Origin of the sequence: Streptomyces sp. NPDC047853, assembly GCF_043204535.1 — a bacterium.
Classification (GTDB): Bacteria; Actinomycetota; Actinomycetes; order Streptomycetales; family Streptomycetaceae; genus Streptomyces.
On the sequence record NZ_JBIDCI010000029.1, the window covers coordinates 18,618 to 41,611 of the forward strand.

General features: G+C 73.1%; 28 protein-coding genes. 27 read left to right on the forward strand and 1 reads right to left on the reverse strand.

Features of this window, described 5'->3' with window-relative positions; translation table 11 throughout:
* Positions 1–168 precede the first annotated feature (168 nt).
* The 25 genes from ACGF5T_RS33460 (at position 169) to ACGF5T_RS33580 (ending at position 20,115) form a co-directional block, all read left to right on the forward strand.
* Positions 169–987, forward strand: a complete 819-nt coding sequence (locus ACGF5T_RS33460) for a hypothetical protein (RefSeq protein ID WP_366768174.1) — start codon at positions 169–171, stop codon at positions 985–987.
* Positions 988–1,103: 116 nt separating this feature from the next.
* Positions 1,104–1,493, forward strand: coding sequence for a hypothetical protein (locus tag ACGF5T_RS33465; RefSeq protein ID WP_366768175.1), 390 nt, complete (start codon positions 1,104–1,106; stop codon positions 1,491–1,493).
* A 124-nt stretch (positions 1,494–1,617) separates the two neighbouring features.
* Complete coding sequence (locus ACGF5T_RS33470; protein ID WP_366768176.1) at positions 1,618–2,166, forward strand: hypothetical protein; 549 nt, start codon at positions 1,618–1,620, stop codon at positions 2,164–2,166.
* Positions 2,167–2,285: 119 nt separating this feature from the next.
* Positions 2,286–2,567 carry a hypothetical protein gene (locus ACGF5T_RS33475; protein ID WP_366768177.1) on the forward strand — a complete coding sequence of 94 codons (282 nt, stop codon included), beginning with the start codon at positions 2,286–2,288 and terminating at the stop codon, positions 2,565–2,567.
* 22 nt (positions 2,568–2,589) lie between these two features.
* Positions 2,590–3,237 (forward strand): hypothetical protein, encoded by a 648-nt coding sequence (locus ACGF5T_RS33480; RefSeq protein WP_366768178.1) that lies wholly within the window; start codon positions 2,590–2,592, stop codon positions 3,235–3,237.
* A 30-nt stretch (positions 3,238–3,267) separates the two neighbouring features.
* On the forward strand, positions 3,268–3,567 hold the full coding sequence (locus ACGF5T_RS33485) for a hypothetical protein (protein ID WP_366768179.1): 300 nt from the start codon (positions 3,268–3,270) through the stop codon (positions 3,565–3,567).
* 93 nt (positions 3,568–3,660) lie between these two features.
* Entirely contained in the window at positions 3,661–4,566 is a 906-nt protein-coding gene (locus ACGF5T_RS33490) for a DUF6919 domain-containing protein (protein WP_366768180.1), read from the forward strand.
* 95 nt (positions 4,567–4,661) lie between these two features.
* Entirely contained in the window at positions 4,662–4,886 is a 225-nt protein-coding gene (locus tag ACGF5T_RS33495; RefSeq protein WP_366768181.1) for a hypothetical protein, read from the forward strand.
* A 90-nt stretch (positions 4,887–4,976) separates the two neighbouring features.
* On the forward strand, positions 4,977–5,279 hold the full coding sequence (locus ACGF5T_RS33500) for a WhiB family transcriptional regulator (RefSeq protein ID WP_366768182.1): 303 nt from the start codon (positions 4,977–4,979) through the stop codon (positions 5,277–5,279).
* The gene (locus ACGF5T_RS33505) at positions 5,276–5,902 is read left to right on the forward strand and encodes a GGDEF domain-containing protein (protein ID WP_366768183.1); all 627 of its coding nucleotides are present in this window, start codon (positions 5,276–5,278) and stop codon (positions 5,900–5,902) included. The genes ACGF5T_RS33500 and ACGF5T_RS33505 overlap by 4 nt, the downstream gene beginning before the upstream one ends.
* 299 nt (positions 5,903–6,201) lie before the next feature.
* Positions 6,202–7,080, forward strand: a complete 879-nt coding sequence (locus ACGF5T_RS33510) for an ATP-binding protein (protein ID WP_366768184.1) — start codon at positions 6,202–6,204, stop codon at positions 7,078–7,080.
* On the forward strand, positions 7,077–7,508 hold the full coding sequence (locus ACGF5T_RS33515) for a hypothetical protein (RefSeq protein ID WP_366768186.1): 432 nt from the start codon (positions 7,077–7,079) through the stop codon (positions 7,506–7,508). The genes ACGF5T_RS33510 and ACGF5T_RS33515 overlap by 4 nt, the downstream gene beginning before the upstream one ends.
* A 13-nt stretch (positions 7,509–7,521) precedes the next feature.
* Positions 7,522–7,683 (forward strand): pRL2-8, encoded by a 162-nt coding sequence (locus tag ACGF5T_RS33520; RefSeq protein WP_366768187.1) that lies wholly within the window; start codon positions 7,522–7,524, stop codon positions 7,681–7,683.
* An 88-nt stretch (positions 7,684–7,771) separates the two neighbouring features.
* Positions 7,772–8,527, forward strand: coding sequence for a hypothetical protein (locus ACGF5T_RS33525; RefSeq protein ID WP_366768188.1), 756 nt, complete (start codon positions 7,772–7,774; stop codon positions 8,525–8,527).
* Positions 8,528–8,552: 25 nt separating this feature from the next.
* The gene (locus ACGF5T_RS33530; protein ID WP_366768189.1) at positions 8,553–9,128 is read left to right on the forward strand and encodes a hypothetical protein; all 576 of its coding nucleotides are present in this window, start codon (positions 8,553–8,555) and stop codon (positions 9,126–9,128) included.
* 69 nt (positions 9,129–9,197) lie between these two features.
* Positions 9,198–9,539: a hypothetical protein gene (locus tag ACGF5T_RS33535; RefSeq protein WP_366768190.1), complete on the forward strand. Its 342-nt coding sequence runs from the start codon at positions 9,198–9,200 to the stop codon at positions 9,537–9,539.
* Positions 9,539–9,838: a DUF6247 family protein gene (locus ACGF5T_RS33540; RefSeq protein ID WP_186779910.1), complete on the forward strand. Its 300-nt coding sequence runs from the start codon at positions 9,539–9,541 to the stop codon at positions 9,836–9,838. Before ACGF5T_RS33535 ends, ACGF5T_RS33540 begins: the two co-directional genes overlap by 1 nt.
* Entirely contained in the window at positions 9,835–10,092 is a 258-nt protein-coding gene (locus ACGF5T_RS33545; RefSeq protein WP_366768191.1) for a hypothetical protein, read from the forward strand. The genes ACGF5T_RS33540 and ACGF5T_RS33545 overlap by 4 nt, the downstream gene beginning before the upstream one ends.
* A gap of 147 nt (positions 10,093–10,239) precedes the next feature.
* A complete protein-coding gene (locus ACGF5T_RS33550) occupies positions 10,240–11,706 on the forward strand; it encodes a DUF2637 domain-containing protein (protein ID WP_366768192.1) in 1,467 nt (488 codons plus the stop codon).
* A 546-nt stretch (positions 11,707–12,252) separates the two neighbouring features.
* Complete coding sequence (locus ACGF5T_RS33555; protein WP_366768193.1) at positions 12,253–12,846, forward strand: hypothetical protein; 594 nt, start codon at positions 12,253–12,255, stop codon at positions 12,844–12,846.
* 100 nt (positions 12,847–12,946) lie between these two features.
* Complete coding sequence (locus ACGF5T_RS33560; protein ID WP_366768194.1) at positions 12,947–13,555, forward strand: hypothetical protein; 609 nt, start codon at positions 12,947–12,949, stop codon at positions 13,553–13,555.
* 130 nt (positions 13,556–13,685) lie between these two features.
* On the forward strand, positions 13,686–14,468 hold the full coding sequence (locus tag ACGF5T_RS33565; RefSeq protein ID WP_366768195.1) for an SAM-dependent methyltransferase: 783 nt from the start codon (positions 13,686–13,688) through the stop codon (positions 14,466–14,468).
* A 214-nt stretch (positions 14,469–14,682) separates the two neighbouring features.
* Positions 14,683–15,282, forward strand: a complete 600-nt coding sequence (locus ACGF5T_RS33570; RefSeq protein WP_366768196.1) for a hypothetical protein — start codon at positions 14,683–14,685, stop codon at positions 15,280–15,282.
* Between the two features lie 205 nt (positions 15,283–15,487).
* Entirely contained in the window at positions 15,488–18,025 is a 2,538-nt protein-coding gene (locus tag ACGF5T_RS33575) for a DUF6248 family natural product biosynthesis protein (protein ID WP_366768197.1), read from the forward strand.
* Between the two features lie 428 nt (positions 18,026–18,453).
* The gene (locus tag ACGF5T_RS33580) at positions 18,454–20,115 is read left to right on the forward strand and encodes a hypothetical protein (RefSeq protein WP_366768198.1); all 1,662 of its coding nucleotides are present in this window, start codon (positions 18,454–18,456) and stop codon (positions 20,113–20,115) included.
* A 64-nt stretch (positions 20,116–20,179) separates the two neighbouring features.
* Here the strand turns inward: ACGF5T_RS33580 and ACGF5T_RS33585 are convergent, their stop codons facing one another.
* Positions 20,180–20,548 carry a hypothetical protein gene (locus ACGF5T_RS33585; RefSeq protein ID WP_366768199.1) on the reverse strand — a complete coding sequence of 123 codons (369 nt, stop codon included), beginning with the start codon at positions 20,546–20,548 and terminating at the stop codon, positions 20,180–20,182.
* A gap of 245 nt (positions 20,549–20,793) precedes the next feature.
* Here ACGF5T_RS33585 and mobC point away from each other — a divergent pair, with 245 nt between their 5' ends.
* Together mobC and ACGF5T_RS33595 are read left to right on the forward strand one after the other, a co-directional pair.
* A complete protein-coding gene (mobC, locus tag ACGF5T_RS33590; RefSeq protein ID WP_366768200.1) occupies positions 20,794–21,228 on the forward strand; it encodes a plasmid mobilization relaxosome protein MobC in 435 nt (144 codons plus the stop codon).
* The gene (locus ACGF5T_RS33595) at positions 21,225–22,994 is read left to right on the forward strand and encodes a relaxase/mobilization nuclease domain-containing protein (RefSeq protein WP_366768202.1); all 1,770 of its coding nucleotides are present in this window, start codon (positions 21,225–21,227) and stop codon (positions 22,992–22,994) included. Before mobC ends, ACGF5T_RS33595 begins: the two co-directional genes overlap by 4 nt.

A 22,994-nucleotide genomic window follows, 5' to 3' on the forward strand; every position in this document is an offset into this window, starting at 1 on the left:
AGGGGGAACCGGCCCGGAACAGGGCCGGAACCCCCGCCCCGGGCCGGAACATGTTCCCCCCTCCCGGGCCCCGTTCCGGACCTGTTCCACGGCCCTGACCTGCACGTTTCCCCCAGTTCCGCCGCTGTTACGTCCGAAAGATCACGAATGTTCCCCGGAGGAAATCTGATGCCGATCAAGCCGTGGCGGGCCCTTGATCCCGACTCAGGCGCCCACTACCTCTCGTTCGAGCGCCGCTTCCGTGTCGTCGTCGAGGACCCCGAGCACACATGGCGCCGCGTGTGGATTCCGACCGTGATCGCCTGCCCGCTCTGCGGGGCGGACACCGGCCTGCGGCTGGCCTACCAGAGCGGCATGGACGCCGTGGTGGAGGCCGCCTGCCCGGTCGGGCACGTGTGGGTCGAGCCCCGCGTCGACCTCCTGCAGTGGACGGCGTACTGCCGGTTCCGGGCCGGTCGCCAGGAGTTCGAGTGGCAATGGCTGATCGAGGCCGGGTTCGGCGAGGAGCCGCCCCCGCCGATCGACTACGCCGAGGAGTTCCGCAAGGGAGCGGTCGAGATCGCCAAGTACGGCAAGCGCAAGGCGAAGGCGAAGGTCCGCCGCGAGATCCGCTCGGTCAAGAAGAAGGTCGGCAAGCGGGTGCGCAACGAGGCCATGCGCCCGGTCGCCGCCCTGCTGCGGACGGCCTGGACCATGCAGGCCGGGGGCGTCGAGCCGGTCAAAGCCTCCCGCCGGCGCCCGGCAGAGCCGAAGCCCCCGAAGACCCCGCCGGTCTCCGCCTACCGCAAGGCCTACGGCGCCCAAGCCCCCGCGAAGGGACCGAAGTGCCTGGTCTGCGACGACACCGGCCGGATCACCGCCCCCGGGATCTCCGTCCCCTGCGTCGAGTGCGACGGACCGGCCGCGGCCGCCCTGGCGGCCGCCGAGCGCCGCGCCGAGCGCGCCCGCCAGGGCAAAGACGAACGCCGCACCAGCAACACCAAATGACCCGCCCCCGCTCGCGCTGATTCCCGAACTCTGTAAATCCGGCAGTTCCGGAGTGCGGGATTCGGCGGGAACGCCCGGTCGATCCGGCCGGATTCCCTGACGACTAAGGAGTCACCGTGAACGTCTCCTCCAAGCTCACCGCCCTGGCCGCCCGCCTTATGGGGAAGACCTGGGCGCACGAGAGCACCGAGGAACTCGCCGCGGCGCTCGACCAGCAGGTCGAGCAGGTGCGCGACGCGAACATGCCGGAGCACCTGGCCGGCGCGGCGAGCCTGACCAGCGTCCCCGCCTACCAGCCCGGCCTGATCGCCCTGCGCGGCGACATCTACGACGCGGCCGTCTACCTGGATGCCCTGACCACCACCGCCACGGCGCTGGGCGACGCCGACCTGGTCAAGACGCTGCGGGAGGCGGGCGAGACCGCGCACGAACTGGTCGCCCGCCTCACGGCCGCCGCCCACGCCACGATCCCCGCCCCCGCCGTCCCGGTCTCCCGGATCGGCTGACCAGCGGAAACAAGAAGATGCCTATGAAAAGTAGGCACACGCTAGACAGGCCCACAAAAAGTAGGCATTCTAAGAGTGCGGCACCCGACCAGGGGCCGCACACCGAGGGGAAGGAACCCCGCTCATGACCGCGATGCACCTCAACTCCGCCAACGGCCACGGCCACGCCCTGCTGGCCCTGCGCCGCACCACCCACGTCCTGCGCCTGGTGGGCGACCACGTCTCGACTGTCGCCGTCGGCGTCGTCGGCGCCGGTGTCCTCGCCTGGATGGTCAACGACGTCACCGAGTTCACCCCGGTCCTGACCATCACCGCCAACATGGCGATCCTGCTGATCCTGGCCACGTGGGGCGCCGCCCTGCTGGTCAAGGGCTTCGCGTACGACATCGCCGACCGCATCGACCCCGACAGCCGCGACGGCGACGACCTGTGGGAGGCCACCACGGCCCTCCGGGACACCGTCGAGGACATCACCAACGGCGCGAACTACGACGACATCCGGCTCGCCCTCCAGGCCAGCCAGGTCCTGCCCGCACTGCACGAGCTGACCGTGCACCTGCGCGGCGCGTACGCCCAGGACGGCGAGATGGAGGAGGCGGCCGCGCTCAGCGACACCGTCGCCCTGGTCCGCGCCGCCGCCGAGTCGATGGGTCACCGCGACCTCAGCGAGTGACTTCGCCCCGGGGCGGCCGCCATCCCGGCCAAGGAACTCCGGCCGCCCCGGGCTCCGAACCCGCTCCAGACCGGAGCAGGAGGAGAACCCATCCTCCCCCATCCCGAAGGAGCCGAGAAATGCCCAAGTCCGACGCCGAGAAGGCCGCCGAAGCCCAGCGCGTACAGCAGGTCCAGCAGCGCCTGGCGGCCGCGAAGACCACCCGCGACCAGCGCAAGGCCGACGCCGAATTCGACTTCTGGGCGGACGTCGCCGCCGCGATCGACAGCGGCGAGGTCAAGCAGGCCGAGGCCTGCGAGGCCATCGGCTACAAGCGCGAGTACGTCCGCCGCCAGCTGATCGAGCACCGGGCCCAGGCCGAGGCCCGGGCCGCTGCCGCCCCCTCCGAGACCACCGACTGACCCACCCCGCGAGGAGTCCCCGATGCCCGAGCAGACCCCGGCCCCCGGCCAGATGCCCGCTCCGAAGACCCCGATCGACTTCCTGAGCGAGCACCGCGCCTACGTGGGCACCACCGCGGCCGCCGGCACGTTGCTGGCCCTGGCCCGGATCTGGAACGCCCAGGGCGCTGAGCACTCGCCCAGCGCCGCCGGGCTCATGCTCGCCTTCGGTGCCGCCTCCGGCTACTTCGCCGCCAAGAACGACGAGGAGACGGCCAGCGCCGTCTTCTCGTCGATGGCGCTGACCTTCGGCGCCCTGTCCGTCGGCGTCTACGCCGACCCGATCGCCCCGGCGCTGATCATCTGGATCGTCGCCGTCATCGCTTCCTGTGTCCTGATCGCCCGCTCCCGCCGCGACGACCGCCGGGTGGCCACCGCGCACGCCAACGAGATGGCCGCGCTCCAGGTGGACCGCAGCGCGGACATCACCATCGCCAACATCGAGGCGAAGTCCAGGATCGAGGTCGCCCGCGAGCAGTCCGCGGCCGCCGCCGCCATCGAGGAGGCCCGCGCGCACCGCGCCGCCCTCGCCGACGGCCCGCTGGACCCGATCGCCATGCTCCGCGCCTCTGGCCAGCTCCCGCCCCTGCACGTCGTCAAGGACACCGACGACGAGCGCCGCACCGCCTGACCTGACGCTTCCGCGAAGGAGACCCCGCCCATGTTCGGAAAGAACTACCGCCAGCGAGTGCGGCACCAGCGCCTCATGACCCTGGCGTCCATCCTGGTCAGCCCCTTCGAGCAGCCCGCCGTCCCCGCCGACCTCGTGGCGCTGGCCTTCGGCCGGTACCAGCTGGAGGTCACCGAGGAGGAGGCGGCCCGCTACCTGGACGCCGCCCTGGTCGACCGGGGAGAGCGCCTCCAGCGCCCCGCCGGCGTCGACGAGCCCGAGCCGGACGCCGAAGCGGAGGCGGCCGCGTCCGCCGAGGCCGCCGAGGTCGAGACCGCGCCCGCCAGCTGACCGGTAGCCCTTGGTCCGCGTCCCGCACGCGGCCCTTGGAGATCTGGCCAGCACCACCGCCCACCCCGCCCCTCCGGTCGTTTGGAGAACCCCGTGATCCGACTTCCCTTCCTGGAGCGCCTGCTGGAGCGCCGCTTAGACCGCCGGTGGAAGACCGCCGCCACCCTCACCGACCTCGGTGACCTCATGGCCCTGTGGCTGGAGGGCGAGATCGCCACCTGGCCCGGGTACGCGCCGGGCTACGGGCCCGACGAGGAGACCCGCGAGCTGATCCCGACCCTCGCGGCCGCCAACCGCGCCGGGTACGTCACCGTCGCCTCCCAGCCCGGCGTCGACCCCGTGATCGGGTTCGACGGGCTGATCTGGCAGCAGAAGGCCGCCGTCGAGGGCTTCGTCCGCGACCGGAACCTGCTGCGCGACCTGGTCGACGCCGCCTACGAGGCGGGCCTTGACGTCGAGGTCGCCGACACGCTCGACACCGGCGAGCGGGGCATCGTCGTCACCCTGCGCGGCGGCGAGCCCCACACCGGCTTCGGCGGCTACCTCAACAGCGCCCAGCTTCGCGGCATGTGGCCGGGCATCGGCTCCGGCGCCCTGGACGACGTCTTCCGCTCCGTACGGGTCACCCTCGCCGCCCCCGAGTACGGCACCGCTGCCGGGGCCCGGGTGTGGGAGGTCGTGGATGCCGTCACTGGGCCAGACCGCCATCGAGGCCGACTGATGACCCGGCCGGACGACGAGCACGTCGCCAGCTGGAACGGCCGGTACGCCGAGTACATCGCGGGCACCGAACCCCGCAGCCCGGAGAGGTGCCGGGCGGAAGCCGCCTGGTACCGCGACCAGGCATCCGGCTACTCCGACCCGAGGGTCCGTGCCTACTCCTTCGGCATGGCCGAGGTGTGCGAGGCGGCGGCTGTCCGTCTTGAAGCCGAGAAGCGGATGGCGCGGAGTCGCCGACTGATCGAACTGCGGCCCGAGGGCCCCGACGTCTCGCGCTGACGGCTGCCCGCGCCGCCCGGCCCGGGGGAGCGGGGCGGCAAGGGGAGCCGGGACAGCCCCGGTATCCGGCAGAGAACAAGAAGGAGGTGAACCTCATGGCGCATTGGGTGGTCCAGATCCCGACCCGCACGTCCGGCGAGAAGCCCCGGACCGGCGTCCAGTGGTTCACGTACCCGGCGTCGCACTTCCCCGCCCGCGGTGACGTGGTCGAGAAGGTCCGCGAGGACGTCGACACCGAGACCGCGGTCCGTCACCGTAGCGGCGCCGTCGCCGACGTCGACGCCATAAAGGTCATCTGGCACGACGACGTCCTGATGTAGATCCGCCCCGGGGCGGGCGGCACCACGACCAAGCAATGCGCCCGCCCCGGGCCACCCGAACCCCCTACAGAGGAAAGGGCACTGCCCATCATGGCTCAGAAGACGAACGGAGACCCGACTCCGGTCATCGCGATCCCGATGGCCGACCCGTCGGTGCCGTACCCGGAGATCACCGGCGACGAGCCGTGTCTCCAGGACCCGGACTTCTGGTTCCCCGAGCAGGGCGTGAACGCCGGTCCGGCCATGGCCTTCTGCCGCACCTGCCCCATCATGGCCGACTGCCTGTCGTGGGCCCTGGCCAACCCGCACCTGGCCGGTGAGGGCGTCTGGGGCGGCACGACCCGCACCGAGCGCAACGCCGTGCGCCGCAACGCGATGAGGCGGGCGGCATGACGAACCCGACGGACATCACCCAGGTCCTCACCGTCCTCGCCCTGGCCGGCGGGTGGGCGCTGCACGCCAGCCGCCTCTACCGGCGCCTGGACCACTCCCGCCACGACCCGCTGACCGAGCTGTGGACCCGCGACGGCTGGACCCGCCGGGCGGAGCGGGTCATCGCCCGCCGCCCCCGGGCCGCGGTCCTCCTTGCGGACCTGGACGGCTTCAAGCAGGTCAACGACGTGCACGGCCACGCGGCCGGTGACGCCGTCCTGGCGGCCGCGGGCGAGCGGCTGACCGCCTGGTGCGGCTCCCACGGTGTAGCCGGGCGGCTCGGAGGCGACGAGTTCGTAGCAGTCGTCGACGACGACGCCCGCCTGGACGACCGGCTCGCCGACCTCGCCGAGCTGCTGCGCCAGCCCGTCGAGCACCAGGGCGTGACGCTGACCGTAGGCGCCTCCATCGGCGCCGCCCGGCTCGCCGCCCTCCCCGAGCCGACCCTGTCGGCCGCGCTCACGGCAGCCGACCAGGCCATGTACCGGGTCAAGGGCCGTACCCGCCGCGGCCGCCGCCTGCTGCTGGCCCCGGCGTTCGCCGCCCTGCGCTCCCTCCCGCAGCGCATGCGCCTCGCGGCATGACCATCGCCGCGCTTCGGCCGCCGTCCGGTCGGTGCTGCTCGAGGAACGACGCTCCGCGCCGTGCCTCGTGCAGCCCCTCACACCGTGCACGAGTGCGGCCGGACGCGGTCCGGCCGCCCACGCCGAAGAAAGTCCTGGACGCCTGGCGGCAGAGCCAGCGCGCACCGCAGCTGGCCGCCGTCAGCTGACCAACCCGGCACACCACCGCACGACCCCCGGGGCGCGGCCGCCATCCCGGCCAGGAACCCGCCGGCCGCCCCCGGGGCCCTCCGAACCCAGACCGAGGAGAGACCCCCGACATGAACCCGATCCCCGAACCGTCCGTCATCGTGATGATCGGCGCGAGCGGCTCCGGCAAGTCCACCCTCACCCGCACGTGGCCCGCCGACTACCGGCTCGAACTCGACTCCTACAGGTGGGCCGTCTCAGGTGACGCGGGCGATCAAGAGGCCACCGCCGACGCGGTGTTCCTGCTGGACGCCGTCCTGGAACGGCGCACCGCCCGCGGATTGACGTGTGTCGTAGACGCTACGAACACGCGGTTCGACGTCAGGAAGCGGCTGATCGAGGCCGCCCACGCCCACCAGCTGCCCGCGGCCGCGGTCGTGATGACCACGCCGCTGGAGCAGTGTCTGGCCCGCAACGCCCGCCGTCCGGCCAACCGGCGCGTGCCCGACGCTGTGGTGCGCCACCAGTTCCAGCAGATCGCCGCCGCCCGCCCGGGCCTGCGCGCCGAGGGCTTCGACCACGTGGTCACCGACGACCGGCTGATGCGGCTGCGGGCCCTGCTCCAGCGCTCCGTCGACCGCATCCACGCCGACCACCAGGTCGACGGCGACCACAGCGAGCGCGCCCGCCGGGTGCTGGCCCGCCGGTTCTTCGGCGAGGACCTGGCGGAGGCCTTCCACTGGACGCACCTGCGCCCCAACCACGACCCCGTCGGCGCCCTCGCGGTCGGCGGCGACGAGATCACCCTCGCGTACCGCACATGGTTCCCCGACCCGATGGACTGGGGGTTCGAGGCGCAAGTGCCGTGCTTGGGTGGCTGCTCCGGCCCGGCCTGGGTGCCGGTGCGCAGCCCGATGGACCTGCTCGCCGTCTACGACGACGATTTCCCCGAGGACGTCGTCCGGTGCGACCGCTGCACCGCCGGCGCCGCCGCCCGGGAGGCGGTGTGAGCACCGTGGTCAACCCCGACACCGGCGACGGGTTCGACGCCCCCACCCCGTCCGAGGCCTACGCCGACGCCCCGGACCTGCGCCGCGAGATGCACGAGGTCATGGAGCTGGGTGCCATCCGCGACGGCCGCCGCGCCGGGGTGGTCACCGGACCGCCCCCGCCCGACGCCGCGGCCGCCGAACGCGTCTACCTCCTGCGCCGGGCCGCCCTGATGGACCGCATGGCCGTCGACGACCCCGGGCCCGGGGCCCGCGGCGCCGCCGTACGGACCGCGTTCGAACTCGCCCAGTTCGACCACCAGCACCCGGCGATGACCGCCGGACCGCACGGGCCCTACTCGATCGAGTTCGACCCCAGCCACCGCCCTTACGTCCGCCAGGAGTACGCCGCCTGGACCGCCGCCGGGCGACCCGGCAACGACAACTGACAAGGAGACCGGCATGAAGACACCTCCCGGCCAGTGCCCGCAGTGCTGGCAGCACGCCTACGACAAGAGCATCCATCGCAGTCAGGACCAGAGCCAGGACTGCCCGCAGTGCGTGGACCACATGCGCAACGGCTGCCCGTACATCGTGCCCAAGAAGAAGTCGAGCTGGTTCTGATTCTTCAGGACGGGCCCGCACTGTCACTGCCGCACGACAGCATGATCCCGGGGCCGACGGCCCCGGGCTCCGCCACGAAGGGACGTACATGAGCAACGACAGGGTGGACGAACTCCGCGAGATCGTCCGCGCCAACCGGCCGGAGACGCCCGACCTCAGCACGGCCATCCACGCAGCAGTGGACCGGCAGGCGTCCGCGCTCCGTGCGCACCGGGAGCCGGACAGTGCTTCCGCGACCGAGCCGACAGGAAGCGAGGGCGCCATGCCCGCCACCAATGCCGCCGAGGGGCCCGCCTACACGGCCGAGGCGTACGCCGCCGTCGAGAAGGCCTCCAAGTCCCTCCGGTCCCTGTACGCGCCGAGCGTGCTCGAACAGGCCGCCGCCCTGCTGACCGACCTGTGGGCGGCCGGCGGACGGCACGGCGTCGAGCGCAAGGAGTGGGACTGGGCGGTGAACCTGCCCTCCGGCGCGCTGGAGGTCATCGCCAGCCGCTACACCCACGCCCCCGACCCCGAGCGCACCGGCGACCAGGTCGCCGCCCTGCGCCGCGACCTGGTCGAGGCCCTGACCTCCGCCGAGATCGGCCTGAGCGTGCAGAACGGGCCGCGGCTGAACATGGTGGTCGTCGAGCGCCTTCCCCAGACGCCCCGCGGCGGCTTCCACGGTGACGCCGATCTGGTCGTCGGCATCTACTCCAACGGCGGCTGGGACATCAGCATGAACGCCGACGGCGCCACCGTCGTCTCCATCGCCGCCCCCGCCACCAAGGCCGGTGCCGCCGAGGTCGCCGCCCTCGTGCGGTCCGTCGCCTGCGGCGAACTCGGCAACCCCTTCCGTAGCTGACCCTCACCACCAAGGAGCGCACCCCATGTCCGACTGGACCCCGACCACCCTGGTCCGCGTCGACCGCGACTACGACCGCAGCAACTCCGGGGCGGGCGGCAGCCGCTTTGGCTCGTACGTCAGCGCCCGCGAGAGCCAGCTCGACGAGGACGACCGCACCGACCGCGCCGAGTTCACCGCGTGGGCGTGGAGCATCGCCACCCCGCCGGTGATGTCGCCCGGCTACGTCGAGATCCGTCCCGACCTGTCGGTCACGTTCGACCGCGACGAGGACGGCGACCCGGTTGTGAAGGTCGTCGTGCCGCTGCCCCACCGGGCCCTGGCCCGCGAGTACCGCCCCGGCTACGAGGTGGGTGACTGGGAGGCCCCGTACGGGCGCGGCGAGAGGTACCCCAAGCTGTGGGGGCCCGCGTACGTCAAGCGCCCGACCGTCCTGGCGTCCGCCACGCTGCTCATGCCCGCCAAGGACTGGGATCTGTTCGTCCCCTCCGACCGAGCCGAGCAGCTGGTGGACGACGCGCAGCTCGCCGTGGAGACCGCCGCCCGGCTCATCAACGAGTACGTCGGCCCGCAGGTCGCCGACCTGCTCGGGGCGTCGTAGGCCGACCCGACCGAGGCGGGCGCCGGGGCCGCGGGCATCGGCCCCGGCGCCCGCCAGGGAGGAAAGCACATGCGCGAGACCACCACCACCCGCCGCCCGGCGACCGTCGCCGTGGTGGCGCCCGGCGTTCTGCACGCCGCCCTCGCCTGCTGCCACCCCCAGCCGCTGCCCGCCTGGCTCACCCGGGCACAGCCCCGGTGCGGCACCGGCCCCGGCGGCACCCTGCACCTGGACGCGGCGGCCGCCCAGGAACTGGAGGACCTGGCGGCGACGGCCCTGTGGGAGTGCCAGCAGGCCGACGGTGAGGGCGAGCCGTTCACCACCCTGTTCGCCGAGGCCTGCGCGGCCGTTCTCGACTCCCTCGCCGCCGCCCGCCACACTCGAACCCAGACACCGGAAGGACCCGAGTGATGACCGCTCAGCCCGTCCACCAGCCCGCACCGCCGCCGTCCCCCGCGGCCGCCGCGCAGCTGCGCGAGCGCATCAGCCGACACCAGCGCGCCGCGCAGTGGCTGCCCGCCTTCGAGCGGGACTGGGGGCACGCCCTGGAGACGGCCCGCCAGACGTTCGACCTGACCCCGCTGCACGAGACGATCCGGGAGTGGAGCGGCCGCCTGGACACCGCCCCGGCGGTCGCCGCGTTCCTCGCGGGCGGCATGGACACCTCCGACGGCGTCCCCCTGGAGGACGTCATCGGGTCCCGCGGGTGACCCCGGCCTGGCCCGCCCGGCTGTCCCCGAACGCCTCCGCCGTGCTCGCCCAGCTCCAGCCGGAGGTGCAGGAGATGGTGCGCGACGTGCTCGACATCGCCTCCCGCCAGCCGTGGGGCTGGCCGCAGTGGGACCCGACCGACTTGGAGGGGCCAGACCTGCGCCGTGCCGACGTCGGCCCGCTCACCGTCGTCTACTTCATCAACCAGCCGCGCGAGTACCTGTACGTGCTGGACATCGTCTGGGCGGGGTAGACGCCCGCCGCCCCGCGCACGAGGCCTCCGCCGGTCCGCCGGCGGGGGTTTCTTCGTTCTCGTCAGCTCCGGCGGCATCACCGGTCACGCACTTCGGCGTACGGTGCTGATCACCCTTGCCCACGAGAACGAGGAGAGTGTCCCGCCGTGACCACGCACGCGGTGACCGGCGTTGAGCGACGACCGCCGATACCCGCCAGCAGCACCGCCGCCGACGGCGACGCCCTGGTCCCCATCCGCGGAGGCCTGCTGGCCTCCGCCATCGTCGTCGCGGTCAACGCCCTCGCCCTCGCGGTTATCGGCTTCACCGGGTCCTACCGCTCCGTGCGCGACCTGGCGCTCGACTGGGGGTGGGGCTGGTTCTCCTACGTCTTCCCCGTCGGCATCGACGTCGGGATCATCGGACTGATCGCCGCCGACCTGTTCCTGTGCGCGATCCGCACCCCGGCCCCGATCCTGCGCTGGTTCGCCTGGGTGCTGACCGTGGCCACCATCGTCTTCAACGCCTCCAGCGGGTGGCCGCCGGACGGCTCCGCCGGGTGGATGGACTACGTCGAGGCCGCCGCCCACGCCACGATGCCCGGACTGGTCGTGGTCATCACCGAGGCCCTGCGCCGGGCCATCGCCCGCCGGGCCCGCATCGCCGACGGCCGCCAGTTCGAGCCGCTGGGCATCGCCCGCTGGGTCCTCGCGCCCCTGCCGACCTTCGGCGTATGGCGGCGCATGAGGTTGTGGGACGTCTACACCCGCGCCGAGGCGCTCGACCTGGAGCGCGACCGGCTCACCCTCCGCGACGAGCTGCGTGAGAAGTACGGCAGGAAGTGGAAGGAGAAGGCCCGCCCCATCGAGCTGCGCGCCATGCGCGACGCCGGCCGCGGCCTGCCGATCCCCGCCCAGCTGATCGCGAACGCCGCGCTGCCCCCCGCGAACGCCGACCGCGCGAACACCGCGAACGCCGCCCCGGCCGACCCCGCACGGCCCGCTGCCGCCGACGATGGCGCGAACGCCGCGAACGCCGGTGCGTACGGTCTCGGGGTACCGACCGCGAACGACGTGCCGGTGGCAGCGGCCGCCGCGAACAGTCACCTCGTCGACATGGAGACAGTGCGAACGCCCGGGGGACCGGCGAGCGAACACCCGGCGTTCGCGGCCGCCGAACAGGCACCCCAGATGGGTGCCGACCTGCGCGAATCGCACCGCGAACGCGCAACGGTCCCCGCGGCCGCCCCCACGCGCTCGGTCGTCAGGAGCACCGTGCCCGCCCCCTACAGCCCGGCCGGACCTGTCCCGGACGGCGACCGCGAACTGGTGGGCGCGAACGCCGTGGCGCTCACCGCGAACACCTCCGCGTACGCGGCCGGGCCGACCGTGAACGGTGCGAACGGATACCGCGAAGTCGCCGCCGGCGCCGTGGCGGGGGAGGAGCGCGAACACCCCGCCGAGCGCTACACCGAGGACCGGGCCGGGCGCCGGCGCCTGGCGGAGGACTTCCTCCGGGCCAAGGAGACCGAGCAGCCGCCGCCCTCCCAGGCGAAGTTCGCCGAGCGGGTCGGCGTCGCGCCCGCCACGGTGTCCAAGGCGATGAGGGAGTGGCGCGAGGACCACGGCGACTGACCCGCCCCGTTGTGTCGACCCAACAAAGCCTCTCCCCGCACCCCCGTCCCGTTGTCCCGGCACAACAGGGCGGGGGTGCGCCGTTCCGGCCGGGCTCCCGTTCGTCGGTGGAGATGCAGGGGGCTCCGCCCCCCGCACCCCCCGGCCCCCCACAGAGGGGACGGGGGGCCGGAAATGATCTTGAGGTGAGTGGGTGGGGTCGGGGGTGGGCGGCCGGGGTGCTCCCTCCGTGGTCGGGCACCCGAGGGGACCACAGCCCGCACCGGGCCGCCAGGCCGAGCCGCCTGCGGCGGTCGCGCAAGCGCGAGCCTGGCACCCCGGCACGGCCCGCGGTCGGCTGACGCCTGCCCAACCGCGGAGGGAGCACCCCGACCGGGGCGGTCGTGTGGCGTGCGGACGCCGGGCGGAGCCCTGAAAAAGGCCGCCTGAGCTGCGATTCCGACTTGACCTCGGGCCCGAAAATTGATTGAATTAGCAGTGTCGAAAGGGGGCGGGAATCCCCGACCGGCACCCACCGAAAACCTCAACGAGCGGAAGGACCGCGTCATGACCACCACCGGCCACGACCCCGCATACCGCGTCGATCTCGGCAAGCGCTTCGCCAGGTACCTCGTCGTCGTTGACGACCGCGATCCGTTCACCAGCGTCGCCGACTTCTACCGCGAAGACCGGATTCCCCAGCGGCGCGTGGCGCACGTCGAGCGTCAGGCCAGCCACCCGGAGGAGCGGGAGGCCCAGTGGGATGAACTGGTGGGCTCTTGCCTGGACGCCGAAGGGGAGTCGCTGAGTCTGCTGACCTACAACGCAGTCAGTCACGGACACGCCGTCTACCGCGCCCGCCGCGAGTACGCCATGTCCAGTGCCGCCGCCCGCATGGCCGAGGCGATCGACGATCACCTGGAGCGCGGCGATCGCGGATGGATCGCGATCCGCATCGCGGACGGCGGGAGCGACGGCGAGCTGTACGCCGACGCTTTCGTCGCCCAGGCCGCACAGGAGCAGCCCGAGCGGTGGACCTATGTCCCTGTCTCGCCGCTGTGCCCGTGGTCGGTCCGCATGTGCGAGGAGCACCTGAAGCTCATCGCCGACTTCGAGCGCCGTTGCCGTGGCCTGGTCTACGACTTCGACGCCTTCCTCTGACCTGCGGCCCCCACCGGTGGCGCGGGCGGGGGCGGGAATCCCCGCCCGCGCCACCGGCCCGGCCGCCCGACACCGATCAACCTCAACGAAAGGCACGAGCATGACCACGACGACCACGACCCTGGCGTTCCGACTCGGCACGCCGGACTGGGAGCGCCGCTACCCCGTCCTGATCGGCGGGAACACCGTGATCGGTGCGGTGTTCCGCTGGCACCGCGACTGGCTCACCCTGACCAGCGCGGGGGAGCACAACCTTGGCCGTCCGGAGAAGGGTCGCCGCGGCGTCCCCCAGGCGGCTGCGCAGGCGGCGGCCGCGCAGGTGGCCGCCGAGTACGCGGCCGGTCGCATCACGGCCATGTCCCTCGCGGACGTGACGGCCGCCGTGCCCGTACTGGACGGCGACGTGCCGCTGCTGCACCCGCGGATGCCGGAGACCCGTCGCAACGTCGAGACCGCGCAGCAGGTCATGACCGCGCTGGCACTGCACCGCTGGAAGCCGTACACCGGCTTCCCCGGCAGCGACAACCCGTGGTGGCAGGAGTGCGAGCTGTGCGGCTGGCAGGGACCGCGCTACTGGTCCCACCAGCGCGGCCGCAACGGCGACCAGCCCAGCACCCACCGGCACCCGGCGTCCGCCGAGTTCGGGGCGCCCGCCGGATGCGTCGGCGACGAGAAGGTCCGCGAACTGATCGCCGCCTACCAGCAGTAGCCCGCCCGTACGACCGCCGGGCCCGGACACCGGTCCGGGCCCAGCGACCACCCGGGGGAGAGGGGTGGGAATCCCGCTCCCCCGGATCGAAGCGACACCGACAACCTCAACCCATCAGGAGAACACCGCCATGCAGATCTCCAAGGCCGTGCGCCAGGAGCTCGAACTCGCCGTCTGCGACGGGCCCGTCGTCCGCCTGCGAAAGGAGGCCGACCCGGCCGCCGCGGACGGGGCCCACAAGGTCCTCACACGTTCCGGCGCCTGCTGGAGCGTCCGCCACCAGGGCTACGTGTTCGCCGACCTGTACCCCTTCGGCCGGGCGGCGGAGCTGGTCGAGCGGATCGTCGCCCGCCAGTGCGCGGTGAACCGGCCCGACCGCGGAGTGGTCTCCTGCCCGCAGTCGATCGCCGAACTCCTCTGGTGCGAGATCCCGTACGGGGAGGGCATGCAGGTGCTGGAGCCCTCAGCCGGGCACGGAGTCCTCGCGGCGGAAGGCGCGGCCCGCGGGTGCGTCATGGACTGCTACGAGATCGACGGCGACCGGGCGGCGGACATTACGCGCGCCGGGATCGCCCGGCACGTCCGCTCCGCAGACTTCCTGACCGTCGAGGCCCGGCCGGAGTACGACGCTGTGGTCATGTACCCGCCCCACCGCCGGAACCTGGCCGTTGAACACGTCCTGCACGCCTACCGCTTCCTGCGCCCGGGCGGGGTGCTGGGGGCGCTGGTCTCGCTCGGCATCGAGAACACGGCGGGGCCGCGCGGGCGGCAGTTCCGGGAGCTGCTGGAGACCGCCAGCTACACCCACGTCCTGGATGAGGCCGACTTCGACGACGGCTACCTCCTGTCGCCGACCGGTCTCCGTCTCCGTGCTCAGCTGCTCTACCTCTACGCGGACGAGGCGCAGGAGTGAGCGCGTAGCAGCACCAGGCCGCCGGGCCCGACTCATCCGGGCCCGGCGGCCGCCGTCCGGCCAGCCGGCCGGAGACGCCAGGCGGCCGACGGGGCGCAAAAGCGTGGGAATCCCGTCGGCCGCAACGCCCGGCCACCGAAGGCCCTCAACAGGCCGTCAACCGAGCACGCCAACATGGTAGACGCGTCCCACACACACCGAGGAGCAGCACCCCATGAAGACCATCGACGGGCGGCAGTACGCCACCCGCGCCGAGCTGTCCGCCCGCGCCGGGTACAAGGGCGACGCCACCCTCCGCGCACTGTGGGCGGAGCGCGAGAGCAATGGGCACCCGCCCGCCCTCCGGATCGACCGCGCTCTGTACTGGGACGTGGAGGTCTGGGAGCGGTGGCACACCGAGTACCGGCGCCAGGGCAACGGCGTCGACTACAGCGGCAGCCCCGACGAGGAACTGCCCCCGGCGGACCAGGCCAGGGTCCTCGGGGTCAGCGTCAGCGCGATCAGCCACTACCGCGACAACCCGCCGCCCGGGTGGCCCGCTCCCGTGCGCGAGGAGGAGCTGGAGAGCGGCCGCATGCGCGAGTACCGCACCCGGCGCCAGCTCTGGGCCTACGCCGACGCCGGGCCCCGGGCCGGAGCGGCCGGCCGGACGCCGGCGAAGGGCCCGAACCCCCGGGTTGCCCTGGCCGTGGAGCTGCTGGCCGCCACGCCCGGCATGAAGGCGGGAGAGGCCGCCAAGGCCCTCGCCGAGCAGCACGGCGGGCACTGGACCACGTGGAGGACGGCCGTCACCGAGGCCCGCAGGCAGGGCTGACCGGCGGCCGCGACGCGTACGGTCGGCATCGCCCCCGACCGGGCGGACGCGGGCCGCCGGAACGCCCGGGAAAAGGTCAGAAAAGCGGCCCTGAGCTGCGTTTTCACCTTGACCCACGGCCTATAACTTGATTGAATTAGCAGTGTTGGACGGGGCGGGAATCCCGGACCAGCACCACCGAGAACCTCAACGAACAGGACGGCCCATGACCGAGATCGAGGCGGGGGAGCCCACCCCCGAGACCTGCCTCCGGGTGGCCCGCGAGGCCGCCGCACTCGCCGCCGCTGCTGACGACATGGCGCTCAGCGCCGCGTGCCGCAGCAGCTCCCGCACCGAGGCCCACCGGGAGGAGGTCATGCACGCCGTGCACCGGGAGGCCGTCGAGGCCGAGGGGCACGCCGCCCGTGCGGAGCAGTGGGCGGCCGACCCGAGCATGCCGGACAGCGCGCTGCGCTACTGCGCCAGCGGCGCCGTCGACTACGCCGTCCGCGCCCAGGAGGCCGCCGGGGTCGAGGCGACGGCCGCCGCGCTGCGCACCGAGCTGGAGCGCAGGCTCACCCCCGAGGAGCGCGCCGAGCGGGAGAGTGAGCGGCGCCGCGCCGAGGCCGAGCAGGAGGCCGCCGAGCGGGCCGCGACCGGCATGGACAGCGACAACCGCCACCTGGCCAGGATGAACGCCTATCTCGCCGAGAGCGTCGTGCCCGCACTCGGCTGGACCGCCGGGCACGTGCGGGTGCTGGAGGCCGCGCAGACCGGCCGCCTGTACCAGCGCGACGGGCAGGTTCGGCAGGCCACTGAGTGCGGCGTGTGGAGCGGCGGCCGCAAGGTCAGTCGGGAGCGGACGCAGGACCTGCGCGCCGCCGGGTACCTCGCCGCCGTCGACGCGGCCGACGGCGCCAGCGTGCTCGTGCTCACCCCGAGCGGTCAGGTTGCCCTGGAACTCGCGCGGCTGCACCCGGCGGGCCTGTACGAGAGCGACAAGGCGGCGTACGAGGCCCGCTACGCCCGGGTCGCGAAGCGGTACAAGCGCATGGACGACAAGAAGGCCGCTGCCCGCCGCCTCCCGGTCATGGACAGCGGCACGGTGCGCCGGTACCAGCGGCCGGTGACGCTCGCCGAGCAGGAGGCCCGCGCCGCGCGCGAGGCCGTCGAGCAGTGGGAGGGCGAGGGCGGCTACTGCCCCGGCGTCCCGACCCCCGCGGCCGCCGTCGAGGACACCGTCCGCTGCCCCTGCTGCGGACTGCACAAGGTCGCCGTGGCCGGTGTCCTCGCCCACCACAAGGCCACCCGCGCCGCGGTCGAGGACTGCCCCGGCAGTGGACTGCGGCCCGGCGCCAAGACGCCCCGCCCGGCCGCCGAACCCCGTACCGAGGACGCGCCGGCGACGGTCGCCGAGCCCGCCCCGGCACCGGCTGCGGACGAGCTTCCCTGGCCTCCCGGGGTGCGCCTGGTGTCGCTGATGTCCACCCGCTTCCGGGACTGGTGGGGGCTGGAGTGCGGCCGGTGTGTGCCCGGCGTCAGTGCCCCGCTGCCCGGCAAGTGGGATGACAAGGGCGACGCCCGGATCGCCGCCTACGCGCACTACGACCAGGCCCACCGCCCGGCCGACGACCTGCTCACCGAGCAGGAGATCGCCGAGGTGAAGCGCTGGCCGCTGTCGGACGCGCAGCGCCAGGTGCTGAGCTGGGCCGAGTACGCCGAAGTGGCGGAGTTCGAGGACGGGTTCTGGGCCCTGGACTGCGTCCCGGACCGGTGGGACGTCAACAAGAGGATCGCCCGGGCGCGCGTGACCGGACTGTGGGCGGCCGGACTGCTGAACGTGCACCTGGACGGCTCCGGTCGCCGCCGTCTCGTGAAGTCGCCGACGGGGCACCGGGTGGCCCGTCTGCTGTGGCGCGCGAAGCGCCAGGGCGTCGCCGAGCCCGCCGCGAAGGACGCCAAGCTCACCCCGCTCCCCAAGCGCAGCGGCGGCTACCCGCTGCTGTCCGAGGGGCGCTACTTCACGGGCGAGGGGCGGCCCGCCGACGACGCGGCCCCGGAGGCGCCCCCCGCTGCCCCCGCGCCCGCCGAGACGGCCCCGTCGGCGGCCGCCGCCGTGCGCGCCGAGCAGCCCCTGCTGCGACGCCTGTTCGCCCCGCGCGCCGCCCGCGAACAGCGTCCCGTGGACGGCCTCCGCACGGTCATCCGGCGCCCCCAGCGAGTGCTCACCCACGAGGAACGCGAGCGGGTACGGGACATGGCCGCGCTCAACTTCCAGGGCGCCCTGATCATGGGCATCATCGACCCGGTCCCCAACGCCTCGCCGATGCCGGAGGAGGCGGGCGCGTGGGTGCGCGAGCACGTGTGGCCCGAGCACCTCCAGCAGATCGAGCGCAAGTACCCGCACGGCTTCGCGCGCTGGAGCATGTGCGAGCGGGGCACCTGCTGGAACTGCCTCTCCGGGCGGTGCGACATCTGCGTCCACCGCCAGAAGGGCGGCCCGGACGTCGACCGCAACCAGGACTGGGTGACCGACCATCGGGGACGCAACGTCGCACGGTTCATCCCGCGCCCTGGCGGCGAGCCGTGCGTGTGGTGGTGCCGGTGCGCGTGCCCCAAGGACGGCCCTGCTCCGGCCCGTCCGGCGGTGAAGAAGAAGCCCGCACCGGCCGCGCCGACGACGACGTCCGCGCCCGCTCCGGCACCGACCGCGACGCCGGTACGGGCACCCGCGGAGAGCGCCCTGCAGGCCGCCTTGTGGTGACGCGGGGGGCGCTGCCCCCCACACCCCCCGGCCCTCTCTCGGAGGGGGCGGGGGGACGCGTGCCGACCGCGCGGTGAGTGGGTGGTGCAGGGGGGGTGGGCGGCCGGGGGACTCCCTCCCCGGACGGGCACCCGGAGGGGACCACAGCCCGCGCCGGGCCGCCAGGCCAAGCCGCCTGCGGCGGTCGCCTCCGGCGAGCCCGGCACCCCGACACGGCCCGCGGTCGGCTGACGCCTGCCCGACCGAGGAGGGAGCCCCCCGACCGGGGCGGTCGTACGGCGTCCCGACGCCGGGGCGGAAACCTCATGTGACCTGCGCAGATGCCTTGACCTACCCCCCAAAACTTGATTGAATTAGCAGTGTCGGAACGGGGCGGGAATCCCGGACCGGCGCCACCGAGAAGCCTCAACGACAGGGACCACGGGCACATGATCGAGACCGAAGCAGCGCAGCGGGCGGCACTGCCCGAGTGGCTCGCCGACGTGGCGGAGGACCAGGAGGAGGACGCGGCGGTCCTGCACCGCGCGGCCGGGCACCCGGACCTGATCGAGTGCCGCCGCACGGCCGATCTGCTCGTTGACTTCGCCCAGGCGAACCCCGGCGAGGAGGCCGACGGATGGGCACTTGACGCCATGCTCCGCGCCATCCAGTGCGCGTACGGGATCGCGGACGGCGACATGGTGGAGGCCGCCGAGTGCGGCCGCGCGGCCAAGGGTGAGCGCGCAGCGATGACGCTGGACCGACTGGAGTCCGAGGGCATCGCCGCCGACCAGCTTGTGGCCCTGGACCGCGAGACCTACGAGCTGTTGCAGTGGTACGCGGGACCGTGGCCGGTTGAGTGGCTGTTCCCGCCGGCGAAGGACGGCCGGGGCCGCGTGCTCCGCCCCCGGATCGTGGTCCTGTTCGCTGGCCCGGGAGGCCTCACGCACGGCATCCTGCGCATCCTGCGGGCCAACGTCGACGTGGTCGGCGTCGACCTGGACCGTGGCGCCGTCGCGACGTCGACGGCCGCCGGGTACCGCGTCATCCACGCGGACGTGACCGACCTGGACCCCGAGCACCCGTGCCTCCAGCACGTCACCGGCATCGCGCTCACCCCGCCGTGCCAGGCGTACAACCCGTCGGGCCTGCGCAAGGGGCACTACACGGGCGCGATCGAGCTGATCGAGCGCACCGTGCTGGAGGCCGCCGCGGCCGCCGGGTTCCACCCGGTCGTCACCCCCGAAGGCGGCGACGTGGCACCCGGCTGCGAGGACGGCTACGCGCCCCGCCTGAAGATGACCTGGGACGAGGTCCGCGAGCCGCTGGAGCAGTTGGAGGACGCGCGGGCCGGGCTGATGGCGGAGGTCGTCATCTGGCCCCTGGCGATGCTTGCCCGAGGCGGCAGCGTGGAGTGGGTCGCCGTCGAGCAGTCGAGCGCCCTGCCCGCCCGGATCGAGGCCGCGCTGATGGACCGGCTGAGCGAGGCCGGGTGGCACACCACCGAGGCGTTCACGCTGGACGCGGTCGACTACGGCTCCGCCTCCCACCGCAAGCGCAGGCTGATGGCCGCCTACCGGGGCGAGCGCCCGTTCGTCGACCTGACGCCCACCCAGCCGTTCCCCGTGACGACGTTCGCCAAGTGCGTCCGATGGCCCACCGGCCGCACCTACCTGACGCGCGGGAACCGGCCCGTGGACCCGATCACCGGTCGCGCGAAGGGCGGCAGCTCCCGCAGCGCCGACCTCCCGTCGACGTGCGTCACGGCGACGGCCTACGGCTGGACCTGCGCCGAGACCGGCGAGCGGATCACGCAGGAGGACATCGGCCGCCTGGTGGGCTTCCCAGCCGACTACCCGTGGCGCCATGTCGGCCGCGGCCGCGGGGTACGGAACAAGGCTCAGCAGGCCGCCGATGTCGTCTGCCCGATGGTGTCGGCAGCGCTGTTCGGGCGCATCCTCGGAGACCGGCAGTGGGAGGCCAAGGTCCGGGCGTACGTCGAGGAGCTGTACCGCCCGGCGGCGGTCGAGGAGGGCGGACGGACGCTTCTGCGAAAGCTGTTCGCCCCTCGTGTCCCGGCGCAGAACACCGACCGGTCACCCGTCGCCTGACCGGCGTACGCACCACGACGAAGGGGCCTCGCCAAGCGGGGCCCCTTCGCTGTGTCCGGTCGTGTCACACGGAGGCGGCGGAAGTCACCTCGTCGGCCGTGGGGGAGCTGTCCTGCGCGGGGATGCCGCCCGTCGGCGAGCTGCCCGCGTCGGCCGTCGCAGACGCCTGGCCGCCGGTCCTCTTTCCTACCGAACGGGACCGCTTCCGCGGTCGCTTCACCGGCTCGTCGGCGCCCAGCTTCGCCAGGTCCTCCGCCGTCCACCCCGCCGCTTCGGCGTCGACGTACGCCTTGCCGTACGGCTCGTCGAGTTCGGCGAGCTGCCCCAGCAGCTTGCTCCGCTTGGCCAGGACGTCCACGAGAGGCTTGGCAGCCGTCTCCCGGCGTTCCTGGAGTTCCCTCATCCTCTGCAAGATCTCATCAGCGCTTGGCATGCGGTGATCGTAGCGCCCGGCATTCCGGCGGCCGCCCGGAATCTGACCGTACTGCCGCAGGTGGCAGCGGTTTTGACCGCACGTCACGACTACCCGGCGCCTTTAGGGGAGGCAGTAACCACCGGCAGCGAGTTGTAGGTTACTGGGCCCAGTAACCGGATATCGCTGACCGGTCTGCACTAGGTTGGCCGTCATCGATCTTGGTCCAGGGATGGACCGGGAGGGGTAGGAGAGGGGGCGCCAGCGTGAACGAGTCGCCGGCGGATGAGGAGGCGTCGCGTCCTCCGGTACGACGACGTGGGCGCGAACCGGGCGGGACCCGGTCGCACCGCTTCAAGGTCTCCTTCAACGACGCCGAACTGGCGATCGTGCAGGAGGCCGCCGACCGAGAGAACCAGGCACTCGCGTCATGGGTCGGCCAGGCCGCGCTGGCCGTCGCCACGGAACACGTGGTGCCCGTCTCGGCGGACTCCAAGGTGGTCTTGCAGGAACTCATACGGTCGCGAGCACAGTTGCGCAGGGTCGGCAACAACCTCAACCAGGTGGCGCACGTGCTGAACGCCGAGGGTGAGGTGACCAACGCCCAGATCAGGGCCGTGCTGACACTGGTCAACGAGACCGTCCGGCACGTCGACGAGGCCACGCTGCAGGTGATGAGAGAGCGGCGGCCGCGCTCGTGATCCCGAAGGAGGCAGCGCCGGGCGACGACACCGCCGGACTGCTCTACTACCTGTACGGCCCGGGCAAGCGGGACGAGCACGTGGACCCGCACATGGTCGCCGCGTGGGACCCGTTCGTACCCGATCCGGTGAAGTCGGATGAGTTTTCGATCTCCGATCTCGCGATGCTGCTGGACGCACCCGTACGCGCCCTGACGGGCAAGAAGCCGCCGCTGCACGTCTTCCACGTCGCGGTGCGCAATCCTCCCGAGGACAGGACCCTCACCGACGAGGAGTGGGCCCGGGTGGCACGCGAGATGATGCACGCCTCCGGCATCGCGCCGCACACTGACGACCAGGGTTGCCGATGGGTGGCCGTGCGCCACGCCGACGACCACATTCACATCGTGGCGACCCGGGCCCGCGAGGACGATCGCCAGCCGGACACGAGCTGGAGCAAGCTCCGGATGCAGGAGGCCGCGCGCGGGTTCGAGGTCGAGTTCGGCTTGCGTCGTCTGACCCACGCCGACGGCACCGCACGCAGGTGGTCGAAGACCGGAGAGGCGGAGAAGGCGACGCGCCGGGGACTGTCTGAACCTGCCCGCGAGACGCTCCAGCGCGCTGTACGCGAGGCGGCGGCCGCGGCCGTGAGCGACGCCGATTTCTTCGCCCGACTCGCCGTGGCCGGACTGCGCGTGAAGCGGCGGATCGCCCCGGACGGCAACGTGACCGGCTACTCCGTGGCCCTGCCCGGAGACCGCGACGGCGGACAGAAGCCGGTGTGGTTCCCGGGCACAAGGCTCGCCCCGGATTTGTCCCTGCCGCGCGTACGCGAACGCTGGAGTGGAACGCCGGTGAACCCCGCGGCCGCGCCGGCGGATGTGTGGCGTGCGGCGGCGGAGAAGGTCCGCGCTGCCGCCGACCAGCTCGGGGCTGGAGGTCTGCACCAAGGCGCCGGAGACGTGGCCGCGCTCGGGGACCTGATCGTGACTGCCGCCGTCGTCTCCCCATACCTGGTGCGCAGCCAGATGCGGAAGGCCGCGTACGAGTACGAGCGGGCATCCCGGGCCCCGACCGTCCGCCAGATGGAGGGTCAGGCACGCGAGCTGTACCGGGAGTCGACCCAGGTCCTCGCCCGTTCCGTGTCCTCGGTCGGCCGTAACGACACGGTCGCCGCACTCGGCTTCCTGCTCGCCCTGGTGACCGCCGTGGAAGCCTCCCGGCGCTGGCACCAGGCGCAGGAGCACCGCGTCCAGGCGGAGGCCGCCGGACGGGCCGGACGGCTGCTGCACGAGGCAGTCGAGGTGACCGTCGGCGTCAACGCGGCACGCGAGTACAAGCCTCGCAGCAAGCGCGCCGCGGCCCAGGCGAGGACCGGGCGTCGTGCGGCCACGGCGCCGGGCACCCGGCCGATGGTCGGCACCGTTCAGAAGGCCGTCCCCGAGCACGCCCGCGAGATCCTGGCCGATTCGGCGTGGCCCACCCTGAGAGCCCGGCTCGCAGAGGTCGAGAAGGCGGGCGACGATCCGGGCGACGTCCTGGCAACGGTCGCAGCCCGCAGGGAATTGAACTCAGCGGACTCGGTCGCCGAGGTGCTTGTATGGCGCCTGGACGGATGGCAGCGGCAGCGCAGTTCGGCGGCCGCCGCCTCCGGTAGCGGCACGACTACCGCGCCCGCCGGCGGCATCGGGCGAACCCCCCCGGCCCGCAGGCAGGGGGCACCCTCGCCGACACGGCGGCCGCCCGGCGAGGAGCAGCAGCGCAAGGGCCCGAAGCCGGGCCGCTAA